Source organism: Pseudoalteromonas sp. S3431 (assembly GCF_000690035.1).
Taxonomy (GTDB): domain Bacteria; phylum Pseudomonadota; class Gammaproteobacteria; order Enterobacterales; family Alteromonadaceae; genus Pseudoalteromonas; species Pseudoalteromonas fuliginea.
The window spans coordinates 32,266-50,661 of the sequence record NZ_JJNY01000026.1; the positions used below are offsets into that span (position 1 = coordinate 32,266).

Sequence of the window (18,396 nt, forward strand, 5' to 3'; positions counted from 1 at the left end):
GTATTTTATTTGTAATAAATTTTCCTTAAACTAAGTGTCCCATTTGGGACACAATACACGGGAAAAAAATAATAATGTTTAAAACAAAAATAACGCCACTAGCGCTTGTTATAGCAAGCCTTAGTGCACCAGCCTCCGCTAATCTTATCATTTCGGAATATGTAGAAGGAAGTAGCAACAATAAAGCAATTGAGCTTTATAATAACTCGACTGATTCGTTATCACTTGCTGGCTATAAATTAAATTTATATGTGAACGGTAAAACAACGATACAATCTACGCTCGACTTATCAGCTACTTTACCTGCCAACGGAACCTATGTAATCGTAAACCCAAGTTCAAATGATGAGCTAAAAGGTAAAGCTGATTTAGAGCATAGTGTTACAAGCTTTAACGGTGATGATGCATTAGTTCTAATTCAAGGCGACACTGTCATTGATAGTTTTGGTCAATTTGGTACGGATCCCGGCTCTTATTGGTCTGAAGGTGGCGTACAAACACAAAATAAAACACTTCGTCGCAACGATAGCGTCCTCGTTGGCCGTACCTCGCCAAGCGCTCCTTTTGACCCAAGCGAAGAATGGGTGCAATTTGACCAAGATGATTTTTCTGGTTTAGGCGTATTTGGTAGTGACTCAGCTCCAGTACCAGAACCTGAGCCACTAGATCCATTAGTATGTGGTGCGGATAAAACATTGATTAGCGCTATTCAAGGCGATGGTGCAGCAAGCCCTCTTGTGGGTAGTGTTGTTGAACTTGAAGGCGTTGTAACAGCAGACTTCCAAGGCGACGATGAGTTAAAAGGCTTTTTTATAAGCTCACTTGCTGCAGATATAGACGCTAACCCACTGACTTCTGAAGGCCTGTTTGTTTACTTTGCAGATACTGACGTAAGTGTAGGCGACCATGTACGTGTGCAAGGTACTGTTGAAGAATATTTTGATGCAACACAAATCGGCAGCGTAAGCCAAGTAGCTATTTGTGATACTGGCTTAGCTTCAGCCGCTACAAAAATAACTTTGCCTTTAGCTGATGCAACTTATTTAGAATCGTTTGAAGGTATGCTAGTAACGCTAGAACAGCCATTAGTTGTTACCAATAACTTTGGCCTTGGTCGATATGGTGAAGTTGAAGTCGCGACTGAGCGCTTGTATCAAGGTACGCAAGTTGCGTTACCTGGTGATACTGCTAACGCAGTTGAAGCCGAAAACTTAACTAAGAAAATATTAATCGATGATGGCTCAACTGTTCAAAATCTAGATCCTACAGCCTATCCAACACCTGGTTTATCAGCAGAAAATACATTACGTACTGGTGATACAGTAAATACAGTGACTGGTGCACTTGCTTATAGCTTTAGCCTTTACCGAATTCACCCAACTGTAGCACCTCAATTTATTGCAACAAATGCACGTAAAGACGCACCTGAACTTAATGCTGAGGCTGATTTGCGTGTAGCAAGCTTTAACGTACTTAATTACTTTAATGGTGATGGCCAAGGTGAAGGGTTCCCTACGAGTCGCGGTGCAGATTCTGAAGCTGAATTTATTCGTCAAGAAGCCAAAATTGTAAGTGCCATTAGCGCAATGCAAGCTGATGTTGTTGGTTTGATGGAAATCGAAAATGATGGTTTTGGTGAATTTAGCGCTATTGCTAGCTTAGTTAATGCATTAAACGAAGCTGATGCAGCTAACCAGTATGCATTTGTTGACTTTGGTCTTGATCAAATCGGTACAGATGCAATCACGACTGCGTTAATTTATCGTGCTAATAAGGTAGAAGAAGTCGGTACTGCCGCTATTACTACTGATGCACCATTTGATTTTAGTAATCGTACTCCTATCGCACAAAGCTTTAAATCTTTAGCAACTGATGAAGTATTTACTGTAGCCGTAGCGCACTTAAAATCTAAAGGTGGTTGTGGTAGTGCAAGCGGCGCGAACGAAGATCAAAATGATGGCCAAGCTTGTTGGAATGAAATACGTACACAAGGTGCGAATGCATTCGCAGATTGGCTTGATAGCAAACCAACGGGTGTTGACGACGAAGATACTATTCTAGTTGGCGACATGAATGCTTACGCAATGGAAGATCCAATACGTGCGTTTGCTGATAAAGGATATAAAAATGTAGTCGCTGAGCTTGATGGCAATACTCTTGCTTACTCTTATAGCTTCTCTGGCCGTGCTGGTAGCCTTGACCATGCAGTAGCTAGTGCATCATTACTTAGCAAAGTAGTATCAGCTAAAGATTGGCATATTAATGCTGATGAACCAATTTCGCTTGATTACAATGTTGAATTTAAAAGTGATGCTCAAAAATCAAGTTTATATTCTCAAAGCGCATACCGCGCCTCAGATCATGATCCTGTAATTGTTGATATAAAATCTGAAATTACGCTAACACCAGAAGAGCAAACACCCGTTATTACAGCGAATCAAACGTTTGCTATTGATGAAAATAGCGCGATTGGGACAGTAATTGGTACGCTTGATTTTAGTGACCCTAATGCAGATGAGTCACCAGTTGTTAAATTTATTGTATCAGGAAACAGCAGTGTTTCGATTAACAACCAGGGACAACTTATTGTAGCCGGTGAGTTAGATTACGAGTTTGAAAACCGCATTACCTTATCTGTTCAAGCACAAGATAGTGCTGGTAACGTATCTAAAGCTGAAAATGTAGCTATTAAAGTTAATAACCTACGTTCAGATGACGATAACGATGCAGGTTCATTATTTTGGTTAACACTTCTTTTAGCGCCGCTATCAATCGTGCGTAGATTTAAAAAGAAATAACTAATTTAGATACCCTTAAAAAGCCGCAATCGCGGCTTTTTTTATTTTTATACAAATGTAATTCAGACAAGCTTCAGTAAACACCTCGTAATATCGCCTTATTATATAAATCATCCTCAACTAACTAACCAAGTAAGAAGCAACTACATAGCCGTGGGTGTTTTTTACACGAAAAGTGGTCGAGATCTTTTATGCCTCTTACTTAGCTTTTTGATTTTTAATGTATTTATTTAGGTTTAAAAATTGCTTAAGTAAATAACTTAGTCTCAACCCTAAAAATAAGTCGTGTTTTTATAAAGGAATGAAAATGAAACAATTTACCCATCGATTATCAACATGGCAAAAGAGCTCAAAGCCACTCTTGGGTCTACTTATTATATTTTCGGCTTGGGGTAACAGCAATCAAGCATTTGCAGCTACAACAGAAGCAGCCATTCCACAAAGTAGTTTATTTGACGTTATAAGCGCGCGTGCTAAAAAACTAGCAAGTGAAGAATATATAGCTCCAAAAAACATTGAACTCGATGCTCTCAATAATATTGATTATCAAGATTATCGCTCTATCCGCTTCAAACAAGACAAGTCAGTGTGGAAAGACGAAGGTCTTTACGAGCTACAGCTATTCCACCCCGGTTTTTTATATAAAACACCCGTTACAATTAATACTGTTAATAGTGATTCAAAACGCACCCGCCTCCCATTTAGTACTGACTTTTATCAGTACGATGGCACTGCTGCTCCTCTAAAAGAAGAAATTACTAAAAGCATTGCCAATACTCAGCTTGGTCACGCTGGCTTTCGATTACATTACCCACTAAATACCAATGAGTACAAAGATGAAGTAATGGTATTTCAAGGTGCATCTTATTTTCGTATTGTTGGCCCAAAGCAAGTTTACGGATTGTCTGCTCGCGGTTTAGCGATTGATACTGCAGAAGCTTCAGGCGAAGAATTCCCAATGTTTAAAGAGTTTTGGTTAGTTAAGCCAAAACTAGATCAAACTAATATTGTTATGTTTGCACTACTTGATAGCCCATCAGTGTCGGGGGCATATAGGTTCGATGTAGACCCAACCACAAATACGGCTGTAAAAGTAAATATGCAAATATTTGCACGTAAAGACGTTAAAAAACTAGGTATTGCCCCCTTAACGAGTATGTTTTATCACGGTGAAAACAGTACTAAATTTTTTGATGACTACCGCCCTGAAGTACACGATTCAGACGGTTTATTAACACAATCGCAAGATAATAAATGGGTGTGGCGCCCACTTAACAATCCCGCGCAACTAAGCGTCACTTCTTTTACATACGAGAACCCAAAAGGTTTTGGTTTAGCGCAACGCGATCGTGATTTTAATAACTACTTTGATACAGAAGCTCATTACCACGACCGCCCTAGCCTTTGGATTGAACCAGAAGGTGAATGGGGTAATGGTCGAGTTGAGCTAGTAGAGATACCAACTGACACAGAAACGAATGACAATATAGTAAGTTATTGGGTACCTGAAAAACCCTTCAAAGCGGGAGATTCATTAAAACTAAGCTATAAAATGACGACTTTTAATGCCCATTTAAACCAACATGAAAAAGCACGCGTGGTGCGTACTAGAATTGGCAGTGCAGCACTACCAGGTGAAGACAATCCTCCACCAAAAAGTCACCGTCAATTTACTGTTGACTTTTCAGGCCCAGAGCTTAACCAGCTCTCTAAAAAGCTAGATTTAAAGGCTGATATACAGCTAACAACAGGTGAAGTGAGTGATGTAACAATACAAAAGCTACCTGATACATATGGATGGCGTGTGGCCTTTAAAATCGCCCCACAAGACGGAAAACCAGTAGATATGCGTTTATCGCTAAAACTACGTGAAAAAGAAATTAGTGAGGTATGGAGCTATGTTTGGTATCCAAATGACATCAAGTAAGCAAAATAAGGGAACGTCAATGCCTTTCAAAACAGTTCGTGTATGGCTGTTTGCTATTGCAGCTCTTGGCATATCAGGTTACGGCATATCTATTATGTTTGAAATTTTAAATTCAAACGGTATGACCTTACTTGAATATGCATTACTCGCCCTATTTTCAATTACGTTTGCGTGGATTGTTACTGCATTTTGTAGCGGTACAATTGGTTTCTTACTGCAACTACTGCGCATCGATCCACTAACTTTAAAGCGTATTAAGCCAATCTCTTTCGACAGCCAAGCACTTGCTAAGCAAAAAACAGCGGTTGTTATGCCAATCTATAACGAAGATACTCATCGTGTTATCGCAGGCTTTGAAGTAAGCCTAGAATCACTAAAAGAAACAGGGCAACTAGATCACTTTGACTTTTATTTACTTAGCGATACCCAAGACCCACAAATAGCCAAAAACGAGTTAAGTGCATGGCATGCATTGTGTGAGCGATTAGGCAGTACAGCTAAACACGTTTTTTACCGTCGCCGCGAAGATAATAAACACCGCAAGGTAGGCAACCTAACTGATTTTTGTGAACGTTGGGGCAGCCAGTACGACCATATGATTGTACTTGATGCTGATAGCGTAATGACCGGAAAGTGCATGCTAGAGCTTACTACAAGCATGCTAAACAACCCGCAAGCAGGCCTTATTCAAACAATTCCTATCCCCGTTCGTCAAGATACTTTTTTTGGCCGCTTTTTACAGTTTGCATCCGTACTTTACAGCCCAATGCTAGCGACTGGTTCTGCTTTTTGGCAAACCGATAAAGCAAACTATTGGGGCCACAACGCAATCATTAGAGTTGAGGCGTTTATTACCTGTTGTGGTTTACCAACACTTAAAGGTAATGCCCCATTTGGTGGTGAAATACTAAGTCATGACTTTGTAGAAGCCTCTTTGTTACACAGTGCTAATTGGGACGTATTGCTACTATCAGACATTGAAGGGAGTTATGAAGAAGTTCCAAGTAACATTTTAGATTATGCTGTACGCGACAGACGTTGGGTACAAGGGAATATCCAACACCTTGGTTTACTGTCCTCATCAAAATTAAAGTTAATGAGTAAGTTTCATTTTTTACTGGGAGCAACGGCCTATATTTCATCGCTAATTTGGCTATCAATGCTCGCACTAAGTACGATTGATGCCGTAACACGTGCGCTTAATAGCGATGTTTACTTTAATCGCGCGTACCAATTATTTCCGACGTGGCAAATTGCCAAAACCGAACTGATTGATTCACTACTTTACTTAACAATCATAATTTTACTACTACCTAAATTAATGGGTGTTATTGTTACATTAGTGCACAGAAACAAACGCTTTGGTGGTTCGATTAAGCTGATACTAGGCTCAATCATTGAAACCGTATTTGCTATTATTGTTGCACCATTAATGATGGTATTTCATGCTTACTTTGTTATATGCGTATTTTTAGGTAAAAAAGTAAAGTGGGATGCACAGCCTCGTGAAGGTCGAATGGTTCCTTGGAGGGAAGCGTTTGGTTATACGCTATTTTCAACTATCGTCGCTATTGCATGGGGCAGCACAGCGTATTACTTTACCCCTGTATTCTTTTGGTGGTTGTCGCCAATACTATTAGGCTTAATACTCGCAGCACCTATAGTCCGTTACTCAAGTAGCATTAAGCTAGGCGTGTTCCTTAGAGAGCTAGGTATATTTATTTGCCCTAGTGAAGTAGATAACGATGCTACTTTAGAAGCGCTTAAGGTTCATCTCAAAAAGATTTCTGTACCTCAAGAAGGTCAATATCCAACAACTATTCCAACACTGCCAAAAGAGCATGTGGTTACAATGCCCATTCAAAGCTTTAATAAGCCACACAAGCTAAAGATGAAAGCGCTAAAAGCTAAAGCGATAAAAAAGTTTAATTAGCGCTAAATAAAAGAGCCGTTAAAAACCAAAAAAGGAGCAATAAGTTGCTCCTTTTTTATTGTCTAATAAATATTTTTCCGTATTAAAATAGTTAACCTGAGCTCTGGTTAAGAGATTTACCAACGTTTTGAATTATAGTGATATTTAAATTTATTTTCTCTAGCCAAAGATTTTCAGTGAAAACAAGGCGAATTTACGCGTCAATCGTTGGCCTATTACAAGTAAATTCAACGCAGTAAGCGCTGAAAATAGCTGCTTGAGATAGATTTATTATCCAGAGTTCAGGTTAGCTAAGATCCCCCATCAAAAATTATAGGCAATAAAAAACCCGCAACATGTGCGGGTTTTTTTAAAGAGTTAAAGAGCTAATTACTTAGCAGCTTTTTTCTCTTTTTCTGCAGCTATTACAGTTTCAGCTACGTTAGCTGGACATGCAGCGTAGTGTGAGAACTCCATAGAGAACTGACCACGACCCGATGTCATTGTACGTAGTGTACCGATGTAACCGAACATTTCTGATAACGGTACATCTGCTTTAATACGGATGCCTGTTAAACCAGCTTCTTGGTCTTTCATCATGCCACGACGACGGTTAAGGTCACCGATAACATCACCAACGTGATCTTCTGGAGTGAACACGTCAACTTTCATGATTGGCTCAAGAAGTTGTGCGCCCGCTTTAGGGATAGATTGACGGAAAGCGCCTTTAGCAGCGATTTCGAACGCGATTGCAGATGAATCCACGGCATGGAAGCCACCGTCGAAAAGTTCAACTTCAACGTCAAGTACTGGGAAGCCAGCTAGAACACCTTCGCCCATCATTGACTTAAAGCCTTTCTCAACTGCAGGCCAGAATTCTTTAGGTACGTTACCACCAACAACTGATGATTTAAACGTGAAGCCTGAAGCAACTTCGCCTGGCTTGATGCGGTAGTCGATTTTACCAAACTGACCAGAACCACCAGATTGTTTCTTATGCGTGTAGCTATCTTCGATTTCACGAGTGATAGTTTCACGGTAAGCAACTTGTGGTTGACCAACAATAAGGTCTACGCCGTAAGTACGCTTAAGGATATCTACTTTGATATCTAAGTGAAGCTCACCCATGCCTTTAAGAATAGTCTCGCCTGAATCTTCATCAGTCTCAACTTGGAAAGATGGATCTTCTGCAACCATTTTACCGATAGCAACACCCATTTTCTCATTACCGCCTTTATCTTTAGGCTGTACAGCAATCGAGATTACTGGAGTTGGGAATACCATTGGCTCAAGTGTTACTGGGTGCTTAGGATCACATAAAGTGTGACCAGTTTGCACGTTTTTCATGCCTACGATAGCAATGATGTCACCAGCTTGTGCGCTAGTTAATTCGTTACGGTCATCTGCTTGCATCTCAACCATACGGCCAACACGCTCAGTTTTACCAGTAAACGAGTTAAGGATAGTGTCACCCTTATTTAGTTTACCTGAGTAAATACGTACGAATGTTAATGCACCAAAACGGTCATCCATTATTTTGAATGCTAACGCTTTGAAAGGTTCATCTGCAGAAACGATTGCAAATTCGCCATTTTCGTTACCTTCTTCATCCATAAGAGGTTGAGGATCAACTTCTGTAGGAGATGGTAGGTAATCAACAACAGCATCAAGAATAAGCTGCATACCTTTGTTCTTAAACGCAGAACCACAGTATGTAGGGAAGAAAGCAAGCTCACGTGTACCTTTACGGATACAACGCTTGATGTCTTCTACAGAAGGTGCTTCACCTTCCATGTAAGCTTCAAGTAGTTCATCGTCTTGCTCAAGGGCAGTTTCAACAAGCATTTCATAATACTCGTCAGTTTTTTCTACCATGTCTGCAGGAACGTCTGTAATTTCGTAGTTTTCAGGAAGACCAGTGTCATCCCAAACGTATGCTTTTTTAGTTAAAACATCTACAACACCAACAAATTCATCTTCAATACCAATTGGTAAAGTCATGATTAGTGGTACAGCACCAAGTACTTTACGTACTTGCTCAGTTACACGGTAAAAATCAGCACCCATACGGTCTAATTTATTTACGAAGATAATACGTGCAACTTCTGAATCATTAGCATAACGCCAGTTAGTTTCTGATTGTGGTTCAACACCACCAGAACCACAGAACACACCAACACCGCCATCTAATACTTTAAGTGAACGGTAAACTTCTACTGTGAAGTCAACGTGCCCAGGAGTATCGATAACGTTAAAACGGTGATCTTTCCAGAAACAGCTTACAGCCGCAGACTGAATAGTAATACCGCGCTCAGCTTCTTGTTCCATGAAGTCAGTAGTAGATTCACCATCATGAACCTCACCTGTTTTATGGATTTGACCAGTAAGCTTTAGGATACGCTCAGTAGTCGTGGTTTTACCCGCATCAACGTGCGCGAAAATACCAATGTTTCTGTACTTCGATAAATCTGCCATTAATTTTACTCTTAATAAAGTCGATAAATTATTCGGCAGGAGTATAACATTACTTAAAGCGAACATCACCATGCAAGCCGCTTAAAATGCAATCAATTCAATATATTTTTTTTATGCGCAAGGTCTATTTTGTATTTCAAGTTGAGAATCGCATGTAACATAATGAAAACACTATTTTTTTCTCGCCCTAACTTTAGGTACATAAAGTTATTTCGTTATTTTGGAACAACACACTACCATAGCTTAAACAGCTAAAACTTTAATATATACTCAGAAATTACTAATCTTTAAAAACTAATACTTGTTTAAACTAAGAGCGATTTAATCACCGCATATATCACCCAAGATGAAGAAAAATTAAATAGTCGCAATTTTTTTATGCTTTACATCAGCTTACAAGTTGCACAACAAGATAATAAGAATTATTTGCATTTGGGTATTGACAGGCACTTGAATCTAACTGATAATCACTATCAACAAGACGGCAAACATACTGGCTTGTAACGGAATGAATTGATTTGTTTCTCGACCCTGAAACAACGTGTGGCGCACGTTAACAGCTATGGTTACTTGTTATGAACCGCAACGCCCCTTGATGTTGATAATAAGTAACCGCCCTACTATTTTACTTGCTACATTGCTCATATCGGTGACGGTAGATATGAAACTAAAAAAGCCCTTACGGGCTTTTTTTATGTCTGTAATTTAGTTGGTTAAATTAAACTAAATCAATTAACGACGGTTTTTACGTGCGCGTGCTCGGCGTTGTTTTTTCTCTTCTTCTTTAGCTACCTTTTTAGCTTCTGCTGCAGCGCGTAAACCAGCAACCATTACTTCTTCTTCCTCACGCATTTGCGGGGTTTCCATAGTAATACGGCCAATAATACCGTCGCGTAATTCGTTGATTAGTATTTCAGACATTTTGTATGTGTCTATTTGATTGCCACCACGAATACAGCCACGTTTTTTACCCGCCATTTCGACAAACTCCCAGTCACTTTCAGGCAGTTCAGCGATTTTATAGCGCGCTTTTAAAAGCTCAGGATAAGCACGTAATAAATATTCAGCGGTATAACTTGCTACTTCTTCATACTCAAGTGCGGTATCACGAATGGCACCTGTAGCGCCTAAGCGATAACCTGAGTTTTCGTTTTCTACTTTTGGCCAAAGCATACCTGGCGTATCGTAAAGCATAATACCGTCTTCAAGCTTAATGCGTTGTTGCGCTTTAGTAACAGCAGGCTCATTACCTGTTTTTGCAACTATACGCCCAGCCAATACATTAATTAACGTAGATTTACCCACGTTAGGAATACCCATGATCATGGCTTTTATTTGCTTATCGGCGCCTACTTTATGCGGCACTAACTTTTTACAAAGCTCATTAATACGATGCACTTCAGCTGCTTTATCATGACCAAAAGAAATCGCTTTAACACCGTTTTCTTGCTCAAAATAGTCTTTCCAAATTTGCGTCATTTTAGGATCAGCTAAATCAGCTTTGTTCAAAATTTTGATGACCGGCTTACCTTCACGCAAGGTTGCCACCATCGGGTTTTCGCTACTATAAGGAATGCGCGCATCTAGCACTTCAATGATCACATCCATTTGCGGCATTATTTCTTTAATTTCATTGCGGGCTTTATTCATATGCCCAGGGAACCACTGTATTCCTGCTCTACTCATTTGATTTATATGACCTTTAATTTTAGGCCTCAGGCCATGGGTACTAATGTGGGTACTAAAAGTAAAACTATGCTTTTGTACTTTTCGTTTATGCGAAGAGTTTACTACAAAACCGACCTTGAATTCCCGTAGAAAATAAAAACGATAAGCTTAAAGTGATTTATAAACTTTAGATACCAACTATAAAAATCAGTAAATAGTTATAATAACCAAAGCCTTAGCTAAAGAACCCCTTTAAACATATCAAGAATATAGTTTAGATATAACAATGCTCCAATTATTGCACTTGGAAATTTTAGATACCATTTAACATCGCGGCTTAAAATCATAATAGGTAGACTAAGCAGTACACCACCAAACCATCCTTTGAAACCTCCTATAAAGTCACCATCCATAGAGCCTATTACAGCAAATGTAGCTGCAAAACCAAGTATTATAATAAAAGGTATTTTTTCTAATAACTTACCCATTAAAACAACCCTGTTTAGTAATTTCAGGTTTATGCTGCACTGCTCATTCATTTTGTTGCATTTTGATTAACTAGTCCAAGCTCTATACGTTTAACTTTCAGTACTTGAAGGCAGCCCTGCAGCTACATCCCTAAAAGCAACTAATGCTGCTTCTAAGTGATCTATTATCTCTTGTTGTAAGACGTCTGGTGGAGGCAAGTTATCAAGGTTATCTAAACTATCATCTTTAAGCCAAAATACGTCAAGACTCGCTTTATCACGGTTAATTAGCTCGTCATAACTGTAATATTTAAATCGTTCAGTTTCTTTGCGAACATGACGGTTTTCTGGGTTATAACAAGTAATGAAATCTTTTAAATCATTCAGTGTCATAGGACGCTGTTTTAGCGTGAAATGTTTATTGGTTCTTAAATCATAAAACCAAATACCTTTGGTATGAATTTTTTCATCATGGGCAGCATTGTCAAAAAATACAACATTAGCTTTAACACCATTAGCGTAGAAAATACCTGTTGGTAGCCTTAAAATAGTATGCACATCACAATTGTTTAACCACTTGCGGCGAATACGCTCTCCTGCACCACCTTCAAATAAAACATTGTCAGGTAAAACTACCGCTGCTTTACCCGTATCCTTCAAGCTAGAAACAATATGCTGTAAAAAGTTTAACTGTTTATTGGTGGTGGTCGCCCAAAAATCTTGTCGCACATAGGTTAACGCATTTTTATCTTCACCACCTTCAGCATTAGTAATAGTCATGCTGCTTTTTTTACCAAATGGTGGATTAGCTAACACGTAATCTACTTTATCCTCGTCTTTTACCTGTGTAAGTAAAGCATCAGCGCGTTCAACGTCAGGCTCACCATCTATGCTGCCGATGTTGTGTAAGAATAAGTTCATTAAACACATGCGACGAGTAGAGGGGACGATTTCATTACCACTGAAAGTCTTATCACGTAAAAATTGAACTTGGTCTTTATTCAATTTTGATTTTGCAATGGTGTTCTCATCATGCTTGGATGGATTCCAATGGCTCATGCCTTTTTCTATCCATTGTTCATCACCGAATGTGATCCAATCACTTGCGGTTAAGAAAAAGCCACCCGTACCGCATGCAGGATCTGCAATGGTTTTTTTCGGCTCTGGTTGAACACAAGCCAGCATTGCATCTATTAATGCTCGAGGCGTAAAGTATTGGCCAGCACCACTTTTAGTATCTTCAGCATTCTTTTGCAATAAGCCTTCGTATAAGTCACCTTTTGCATCTGAATCTAAGCTGATCCAATTCTCATCATTAATCATCTTAACAATACGAGCTAGCTTTGCAGGATCGGGGATTTTATTTTCTGATTTATAAAAAATAGCGCCAATCATGCCGTCTTCATTGGCCAAATTTTTTAAAACTTTACGGTATTGCTCTTCTAGCTTTTCACCCGTTAAGCCTTGTAAAGTTCCCCAATTAAATTCAACGGGCACTTTAGTATCGCGAGAATAAGGCGGCAACGCATACTCATGTGCCATTTTTAAAAATAGCAGGTAGGTTAACTGTTCTAAATAATCACCGTAGCCAACACCATCATCTCGTAATGTATGACAATAATTCCAAACTTTTTGTACTAATGCGGGTGCATTCATTTTTTACTATCCAAGCCTGATTGACTGCATTCAGGATCACTGCTGCCTAAAAGAGCGGGATTATACCGACTTTTGGCAGAATTAATCGCATCTTGTAAGCGTTGATGCAATATTTCCCGTTTCGGTAACACTGCTAAGTATTCAGCTACGTGAATACCCGCGTCATCCATTTCCAGTAATTCGATTTGCTCTTGGTTTTTTTGCGCACACAAAATAATACCAAGCGGTGCTTGCTCACCCACTTGGCGTTCATATTTATCTAGCCAGCGTAAATACAACTCCATTTGGCCTTTATAGTGGGGTTTAAATTTCCCTAGCTTTAAATCAATAGCCACTAAACGCTTTAGTTGACGGTTATAAAACAATAAATCGATATAAAAATCATCACCATCAAGCTGAATACGTTTTTGCCGAGCAATAAACGAAAAACCAGCCCCTAGCTCAAGTAAAAACTGTTCAAGCTCGCGCAAAATGGCATCTTCTAAATCTTTTTCGAGGTAATGGTCATTCAGTCCTAAAAAATCTAACACGTATGGGTCTTTAAGTAGCAGCGCCTCAGAAACAGGGTGTTGCGTAGCTAATTTTTTTAACTCCATTTTTATTAGCTCTTCAGGCTTTTTAGACAAGGCCGTACGTTCAAATAACATACTATTAATACGATCATCTAAGGTACGCGCGCTCCAACCTTCTACCGCACACATTTGCGCGTAAAATTCACGTTGTAAAGGGTCTTTTAAATGAATTATTTGTTTAAAATGCGTCCAGCTCAATTTTGCACGCAGTGCGTGCACAATCTGTTGCTCAGGGAATATTTCGTAAAATTGCACCATATATTGCAAATTACGCTTGCCCCAGCCTTTGCCTAGCTCACTGGTAAGTTGGGCCGATAAGTTAGCAATAACCTGTTTACCGTACTCAGCGCGCTCACCCTTTAACACCGCTTGGTGAATACGTTGGCCAATTTGCCAATATAACATGGTTAATGATGCATTAACCGCAACCGCAGCTTGTTGTTTAGCTTGGGTGATTAAGATTTGGATATCTGAAAACAGTTCAGGCTCAACAGTGAGTTTTGACATCAAGCAGCCTCTATTTGTGGTAGAGTATTTCTGACTAAAGCAACAACTAGCGGATTACCAGATTCAAAATGAAATCGTAACATCCCAGCCACCTTATCTTTAAGGTAACCAAGCCCTTGCTCAGGATTTCTTTTTTTATAATATTCAAATTTCACTAGTCCGGCTAACACTTGATCATTAGAACTCTTGCGTTCTAAATCTAGGTGCCGTAAAAAATCACCGATATCGCTCAATACAGCTTCAAAGTTCGGAGAAAGTACAGTCTCTTTGAGACGCTCTTCAATTGAGAAGACTTCATTCCACGTTCTTGTTTCTTCAATATCTGGAGAAATAGAAATATTCCAGTCCGGTTTTTCATCTAGCAGTGTAATTGGTTTTGTATTAATTAAGCTAATTTCCGCTTTAATAGTTCCATAGGGGTTTAGCGCTTTTCTTCTTATGTTATCTTTGAAAAGCAAATCCTGTTGGAGTTTATAGCTCTTATTGCATTTGCCACCCATAGGGACTAGGTTGAATAAATTAGCTGCTGAAGTTATGTATTTATCCTTCAGCAAATAATGATCTTCATCTTCTCTTTTTTGCCCTGGGGCTTCAAAAGTTTCATAACCACAAAATGGACAAGTTTTTACAGTTAACGAATCGTAAATAGCCTTGTAATGGGCATCTCTAGAACCTGTTTCTGTTAGTAATCTAAAACCTTCAAGGAAAACTAATTTCAGGCAATCAGTAAGTGGTTTAATTTCAGGCTCAATCACTAATGAGGCGGTTGTTCCAACCAAAAGCCCTGCTATATCATTCTGATTATTAATTAATAATAGTGTCTTCTCACGTTGTTCCGCTGTTAATTGTGCTGATATATTTTTCACTCTTTCTAAAAGAGCTTTTACTCTGGTGCGAGATTTTAATCTCTCCCGATGTCTTTGCGGTAAAATATCAGGCCATTCAGGCATTGCAGTCGCCTGATTTAAACTGTTAAAAATAAAGGAAATTGTTTCGTATATACATTCATGCACCCAATTATTATCTTGTGCAGCGCTAATGGGATAGTTAACTAGCATTCATTATCCTCGCTTGAAATATATGCTAATTTTGCTGCTAACTTCATTCGCTCCGTTGATTCACCTAAGTTGGCTATGGCATCTTCAATTTGCTTTTTCGTGCCTTCAGTCATTAACTTTTTAATCTGATCTCTTGGTAATCCTGATATTTGTGGTGAAATATCAAAACATTCCGCAAGAATAGCATCAAACTTACTACCATAAGTCTGGATTCTTGGCGGTCTCGATTCAATTTTGCCTTTTTCGTTTTTACTAAAAATAAGAACATTATTCCGGTCCATATCAGATGGAACAAATGGTGAGTGAGTTGTTATTAAACAATCTTGCATTGCAGCTCGTGATTTTTCTGAGCGTCGCCCCTCATTTTCACATTGCGCTTTACTCGTTGTTGGCAAGTTCATGATTTTGGAAATAAATTCTACTCGCCATTTTGGGTTAAAGTGGCTTTCTGGTTCATCAAGTAAAAATAACACGTTAGGAAATGATGCCATGCAAATAGTGCCTAACAATTGGGTTAATTGATGCTCTCCATCTGATAGCGATACATAATCAACAGGCGCTTCGCTTTTTTGTGAAATAAACTCGACACGCTCAAAACGAAATACTTTCTGCCGCTCCATAGGCTCTGGTAATCGCGATGCAAACCGTCGTTGCTCAACCCCTTTTTTGAAGGCTTCTCGATCTTGTTTTGGGATAATTAGGTCATTAAGCATTGCGAGCTTATGGAAGCAAGAATATAGCTCTAAAGCACCGGACTGCCAATAGTATTCAAAGGCTTGATAGGTCGCACCTTGAACGAGAAAATCAAAAGTGTAGGTTAAGTTTTTAGCATCGTAATCAAAGCTAGTCGCTGAACGTTTTAAATACTCAATATACTGTTGAAGCTCTTTTGTCAGTTGAACTTTGCTCTTTGCAGACGAGCCATATTTTAGCTGCACAACACAGCGAAATGATCGCAGTTTTTTAAGGTTCGGTTCATGTATCAAATGTTCACGTACATTTTCGGGGTTTAGCAATAAGTTTGCAATTAACACTTCTAGATTAGTACTGTAATCAATTAGCAGCATTCGTGAGTCTAAAATAGGCAAGGCTAATTTATCTTTATCTAAGGCATTTTGGCTGACCTGTTTAGCATAACCTGCGCGACTGACAAAAAAGGGAATGCTTAGCGTTTCATTATCACCAGACGTATAACCTATTACCTTCGATGGTAATAGGGTTTTAACTTCACTTAGGTCAGTCACCAAAGTCCAATCGTCATCTACAAATTTTTCAATGGCAATATCCATTTTTTTGCTCGCCATTTTTCGGCGATAAAGCTTGACCTTCCTTACTTCCCCCCCAGATACTAACGAGTACTCTAGCTCAAACTGAATTTGATTATTTGGTGTGCCTTGTTCTTCATTTGGCAAATATTTTCGAAAAACGGCCTGAAATATTTCGGCAATAATTTGTAAAACTTGTGATTTACCGGTGCCATTAGGTCCAATTAAGCATAAAGGTGAAAAAATATCGGTTTCAACTAGACCATTACGAAAATTGATTATCACGCCATTCAATAAACCGCCACAGGTATCAGCATCAATGATATTTAATCGGATAAGTTTCATTTTTCTTCCTTGATAAACATTATGGTATTCAATTTCTGATCAAATACTTGTTTAAATAATGGTTTCTTTGCACTTAACATCTCAAATATACAGTCTTTTAACTGATCATAGTCACCTTGAAATGCTGTTTGTAATTCTTCAAACGTAAAGCTGTTGCCTTTGTAATTATCCACCCACTTGGCAAGTTCTTCGACTGTTATTTTTTTCATGGCTGATTTTGTCTTAATTTGTTTAGTTTTGGGCCTTTTTGCCAAGGCTTCACGCTCTTGTTTGATTTTTTTGAGCAATATTGAAGCGGGTTCATCATTAGAATTCTGCGGTACAAGCTGGCCAGAAAAAGCCGACTTTAATATGTTTTTACGCTGAGCTTCAGATTGCTTTAAACCAAGTGCTGTTGCTGCTTTTTGAAGCTCAACATTTTCTAATTCAGTATTCAGACTCTTAACAATAGCTAATTGCTCTATAACTGGTGGTAAGGGAATAGCTTCCTTAGATAAAATTTCTAAGTTTATGTTTTTTTGTGCTGTCGCAGGCGCTTCATCATCAAGCTTATGCTTTAGGACTCTAAATACATATTCAACATACTCGATTGGCATACCTTCAACAATTGTCGAAAACCCAACAATGCTGTCAGGAAAGCAAGCATCAATGTCTAAAATAGCTGTTTCACCTATATTCGCAGCAATAGTTATACACATTGTACCTTTTGGCCAGAGTTTACTCTGCTTGAGCCCTTCTTCACTATATGCTTTCTCGGTATGCCTTACGTATTGGTCTGCACTTCGAATCTCACCTGTTTGAACAAATGGATAAGCACCACCATACAAATGCTCTGCATTCCTAGGTCTATGCTTTGACTTTCCTCGATCGAGCCAACCGATTTGAGATAAGCTAGCCCACACCCAGCCTTCAGGCAATTTGGGTAAGTTGGTAGTGTCGGGCTGTACGGGTTCGGGGTATTTATCTTGCCCGTTTTTAGGGGGCGTTTTGCCTTTTTCGGCAAACTCGGTAAGCTTTTGTTGCTGCCACTGTTCGCGGCGCTGTTTTAAAATGCGTGATAACAATTGCTCGCCAGTTTCTTGCACCCTATCGCTATTTTCGGAACGCCATTGCTGAGTCAATGAACCTTCAACCGCACTTTTTAATAGCGATTGGCGGTATTGGGTAAGTTTGGTTTGTGCGGCTTTGAGTTCTTCTATCCCGTTGTCAAACTCGGACAATAGCTCTTCGAGCTTTTCTACCAATCTATCCTGTTCTTTTCTTGTTGGTAGGGGTAATGGGATGCTTTGAATCGTTTTTGATGAAAGATGCTTTACGGTCACAGCAGATGTATTTTGATTTATTGCATCTAAATAACCATGCAATAAGTATGCTAAAAACTTTTGATTATAAAAATTTTTATTTGCAGTCAATTTGCAAACTCGTTGATTTAACAGTGCAATGCCGCTTCGCCAAAATCCGGAGTGGAAATCACCATCCATACCTACTAGCAAATCGCCATTATTAACAATGTAGTCTTTAGAGTAAACACCTTCATACGTTGTATCGGTTTTACCTGAAACGATATCTCTAATCCTAATAAGAGGTAAGCCTTTCCCTGTGTTAAAACCACTTGATGAAAATGCATAGCCATTGACTACTTCCACTACATCTTGAAGTGTTACTCTTTCCCACGATTCATGTTTATTAAGTAATCCAGATGTATCTTCTGTGACTAATTCATTTATATCTTTAGAAAATGCCATA

11 protein-coding genes are annotated in these 18,396 nt (G+C 39.0%); 3 read left to right on the forward strand and 8 right to left on the reverse strand.

The features are described from left to right. The first annotated feature begins 74 nt into the window (after positions 1-74). The 3 genes from DO88_RS12320 (at position 75) to mdoH (ending at position 6,658) form a co-directional block, all read left to right on the forward strand. Positions 75-2,798, forward strand: coding sequence for an ExeM/NucH family extracellular endonuclease (locus DO88_RS12320; RefSeq protein WP_033038597.1), 2,724 nt, complete (start codon positions 75-77; stop codon positions 2,796-2,798). Between the two features lie 307 nt (positions 2,799-3,105). Next, positions 3,106-4,725 (forward strand): glucan biosynthesis protein G, encoded by a 1,620-nt coding sequence (locus tag DO88_RS12315; protein WP_007378015.1) that lies wholly within the window; start codon positions 3,106-3,108, stop codon positions 4,723-4,725. Next, positions 4,697-6,658, forward strand: a complete 1,962-nt coding sequence (gene mdoH, locus DO88_RS12310; protein WP_033038599.1) for a glucans biosynthesis glucosyltransferase MdoH — start codon at positions 4,697-4,699, stop codon at positions 6,656-6,658. Before DO88_RS12315 ends, mdoH begins: the two co-directional genes overlap by 29 nt. A 369-nt stretch (positions 6,659-7,027) precedes the next feature. Here mdoH and fusA read toward each other — a convergent pair whose 3' ends face one another. From fusA to DO88_RS18555, 8 genes are all read right to left on the reverse strand, one after another. Beyond that, positions 7,028-9,112, reverse strand: a complete 2,085-nt coding sequence (gene fusA, locus DO88_RS12305) for an elongation factor G (RefSeq protein ID WP_007378013.1) — start codon at positions 9,110-9,112, stop codon at positions 7,028-7,030. Positions 9,113-9,844: 732 nt separating this feature from the next. Next, positions 9,845-10,798 carry a ribosome biogenesis GTPase YlqF gene (ylqF, locus tag DO88_RS12300; RefSeq protein WP_033038601.1) on the reverse strand — a complete coding sequence of 318 codons (954 nt, stop codon included), beginning with the start codon at positions 10,796-10,798 and terminating at the stop codon, positions 9,845-9,847. 221 nt (positions 10,799-11,019) lie between these two features. Next, on the reverse strand, positions 11,020-11,268 hold the full coding sequence (locus DO88_RS12295) for a hypothetical protein (RefSeq protein WP_033038604.1): 249 nt from the start codon (positions 11,266-11,268) through the stop codon (positions 11,020-11,022). A 90-nt stretch (positions 11,269-11,358) separates the two neighbouring features. Then, positions 11,359-12,903, reverse strand: a complete 1,545-nt coding sequence (locus DO88_RS12290; RefSeq protein ID WP_033038606.1) for a class I SAM-dependent DNA methyltransferase — start codon at positions 12,901-12,903, stop codon at positions 11,359-11,361. Then, the gene (locus tag DO88_RS12285) at positions 12,900-13,982 is read right to left on the reverse strand and encodes a PDDEXK nuclease domain-containing protein (protein WP_033038608.1); all 1,083 of its coding nucleotides are present in this window, start codon (positions 13,980-13,982) and stop codon (positions 12,900-12,902) included. Before DO88_RS12285 ends, DO88_RS12290 begins: the two co-directional genes overlap by 4 nt. Beyond that, the gene (locus DO88_RS12280; RefSeq protein WP_033038610.1) at positions 13,982-15,040 is read right to left on the reverse strand and encodes a hypothetical protein; all 1,059 of its coding nucleotides are present in this window, start codon (positions 15,038-15,040) and stop codon (positions 13,982-13,984) included. The genes DO88_RS12285 and DO88_RS12280 overlap by 1 nt, the downstream gene beginning before the upstream one ends. Next, on the reverse strand, positions 15,034-16,650 hold the full coding sequence (locus tag DO88_RS12275) for a restriction system-associated AAA family ATPase (RefSeq protein WP_033038612.1): 1,617 nt from the start codon (positions 16,648-16,650) through the stop codon (positions 15,034-15,036). The genes DO88_RS12280 and DO88_RS12275 overlap by 7 nt, the downstream gene beginning before the upstream one ends. Next, positions 16,647-18,395 carry a restriction endonuclease subunit S gene (locus tag DO88_RS18555; RefSeq protein WP_050482430.1) on the reverse strand — a complete coding sequence of 583 codons (1,749 nt, stop codon included), beginning with the start codon at positions 18,393-18,395 and terminating at the stop codon, positions 16,647-16,649. The genes DO88_RS12275 and DO88_RS18555 overlap by 4 nt, the downstream gene beginning before the upstream one ends. Between the last annotated feature and the right edge of the window lies 1 nt (position 18,396).

Coding starts and splice junctions, on each gene's coding strand:
- DO88_RS12320 (WP_033038597.1), top strand. CDS start 75: ATGTTTAAAACAAAAATAACGCCACTAGCGCTTGTTATAGCAAGCCTT.
- DO88_RS12315 (WP_007378015.1), top strand. CDS start 3,106: ATGAAACAATTTACCCATCGATTATCAACATGGCAAAAGAGCTCAAAG.
- mdoH (WP_033038599.1), top strand. CDS start 4,697: ATGTTTGGTATCCAAATGACATCAAGTAAGCAAAATAAGGGAACGTCA.
- fusA (WP_007378013.1), bottom strand. CDS start 9,112: ATGGCAGATTTATCGAAGTACAGAAACATTGGTATTTTCGCGCACGTT.
- ylqF (WP_033038601.1), bottom strand. CDS start 10,798: ATGAGTAGAGCAGGAATACAGTGGTTCCCTGGGCATATGAATAAAGCC.
- DO88_RS12295 (WP_033038604.1), bottom strand. CDS start 11,268: ATGGGTAAGTTATTAGAAAAAATACCTTTTATTATAATACTTGGTTTT.
- DO88_RS12290 (WP_033038606.1), bottom strand. CDS start 12,903: ATGAATGCACCCGCATTAGTACAAAAAGTTTGGAATTATTGTCATACA.
- DO88_RS12285 (WP_033038608.1), bottom strand. CDS start 13,982: ATGTCAAAACTCACTGTTGAGCCTGAACTGTTTTCAGATATCCAAATC.
- DO88_RS12280 (WP_033038610.1), bottom strand. CDS start 15,040: ATGCTAGTTAACTATCCCATTAGCGCTGCACAAGATAATAATTGGGTG.
- DO88_RS12275 (WP_033038612.1), bottom strand. CDS start 16,650: ATGAAACTTATCCGATTAAATATCATTGATGCTGATACCTGTGGCGGT.
- DO88_RS18555 (WP_050482430.1), bottom strand. CDS start 18,395: ATGGCATTTTCTAAAGATATAAATGAATTAGTCACAGAAGATACATCT.